The 1,623-nt window shown below is 37.5% G+C and carries 1 protein-coding gene and 1 pseudogene; one reads left to right on the forward strand and one right to left on the reverse strand.

Annotated elements, in window-relative coordinates; translation table 11 throughout:
- Positions 1–767 (forward strand): annotated as a pseudogene (locus tag QI30_RS20635) (Eco57I restriction-modification methylase domain-containing protein); the annotation flags it as partial.
- A 62-nt stretch (positions 768–829) separates the two neighbouring features.
- Here the strand turns inward: QI30_RS20635 and QI30_RS19035 are convergent.
- A partial coding sequence (locus tag QI30_RS19035) for a tyrosine-type recombinase/integrase (RefSeq protein ID WP_148113899.1) occupies positions 830–1,623 on the reverse strand: 794 nt, incomplete at its 5' end.

The raw sequence follows: 1,623 nt of genomic DNA on the forward strand, positions 1-1,623 counted from the left end.
GTGGTGGTGTATGTTATTTTTTATGGGATGCAAATTATGATAACTCACGTAATTTGACTCGTGTTATTACACACGAAAAAAATAAAATTATTGCCGATTTAATGCGTCCAATGAAAGTAAACGGTTTAGAAATTTTTGTACGTGATTCAAACGCTATTTCCATCCTTGAAAAAATAGATGATGTAGAACAGAATAATGAACGGCTTATTACCCATGTCTCACCGTCACGACCATTCGGACTACGTGGTTTCTTTGTAAAAGATGATAAGTTCCACCAAAGTCCAAATGATTTAACACGCCCTGTAAAGTGTTATGGTAGAGGTGTTGTTGGATACGTAGAATATTCTGATATACCTACTAGAACAGAGTGGGTTAATAAATGGAAAGTTATTGCACCTAAGTCTAATAATATTGGCACTGAATTGAATGATGATAATTTCAATACCATAATCGCTGCACCTAATACTATATGTACTGAGACTTACCTTGTTTTTGGTGCCGAGTTAGATTTAGATGAACAATCTGCTCAGAACCTTTCCAAATACTTACAAACAAAGTTCTCAAGATATCTTCATAGCCTAGCAAAAGGCAGTCAAGATGCTGCATCAAAAACATATCGATTTATTCCTTTACAAAATTTTAAATCGAGTTCAGATATTAATTGGAGACTCCCGGTTGATAAAATTGATCAACAGTTGTACAACAAGTATGAGTTTTCATCAGATGAAATTAACTATATTGAAAATAAAATTAAGCCGATGAATTAACTAATTAAGGTCCCCTAATATATCTAGGTAACACTTATAAATATAGGGTACCTTAATATTTTCTATAAATAATTATCTACATCCTCTGTCTTCAATTTTATATAATGCTCCATAATTGTCTGGTGTGACTTATGACCAGATTGCTTAGCAATCGTTGGAATGTCCGCACCCTTTTGGTACATGGCAGTAATCTGCGTTTTTCGAAAGGTGTACGGTGCGAAGCCGAGCCAGCTTTGAATGGCTTGATTGTAGCTGACTTCACTAATTTGTCGACTCGTGTGGTTGCCCCATTTATCGGCAGCTCCGACGAAATAATCCTCTGGCATTAATTCGCATGCCACGATATAGTTTCGAATCGCCTGCACGCACTCTAGCGTCAGGCGTTTTTCTTTCATCTCACCCTGCTTGACCATCATTACTTGAACTGTGCGATTTTCTAAATCGAAGTCACTCACTTTGAGCCGTACCATTTCCGAAGGACGGTTCGCCGTAATAAGGTTCACTAAACAAATCGCACGCTTGCGCATATCACTTTTCTTATCGGTATCGTACCGATCAATGAGTCGCAGTACATCACTTTGCTTTTCAGCTCTTTTCCCACGCATCGGCTTTAAGCGCAAATATTCCTCTTGATTATATAAGCCTCGCAGTAATTTGATGCTCGTATCGTGCGCTGAGGTGAATTGAAATCTATATTCATGCACTAACCAGTATTTCACGCCGGCTAAACGTCGGTTAAATGTCGACAGTCGCACTTGCTGTTGTGTAATTAAATGATGAAGATACAGTTCTAACGATTCAAAATCTAACTTTAATAAATGTTCATCGCAAAACGCCTGGAACTGTTTAAAGTCAT

Source organism: Candidatus Kurthia intestinigallinarum, assembly GCF_003991225.1.
GTDB classification, from domain to species: Bacteria; Bacillota; Bacilli; order Bacillales_A; family Planococcaceae; genus Kurthia; species Kurthia populi.